The sequence below is a fragment of the Lysinibacillus sp. RU7 genome, assembly GCF_057837305.1.
The window spans coordinates 1-231 of record NZ_JBYQFK010000339.1; the positions used below are offsets into that span (position 1 = coordinate 1).

Consider the following 231-nt stretch of genomic DNA (forward strand, 5'->3'; position numbering starts at 1 on the left):
CCAAAATATGAATTCCTTTAATTTCATTCCTCATATGTATCAAGCTTGAAATAAACCTCCACATCGGCAGTCTTTCCGAGGCAGGCGGAAATGAAGTCGCTTCACTTGGGGTTTTATGATTAATTAAAATATCTAAAACTTGCTGGTCATAGAGCGGGGATAATGAGATAATCTGCATTTCTCTTAAATACCGGTTAATATTCTGGTTGATTTGATCAGCTAACTGGATTT

The 231-nt window shown here is 36.4% G+C and carries 1 pseudogene; it reads right to left on the reverse strand.

Annotated elements, in window-relative coordinates:
* Positions 1 to 231 (reverse strand): annotated as a pseudogene (locus AC3II9_RS22630) (cache domain-containing sensor histidine kinase); the annotation flags it as partial.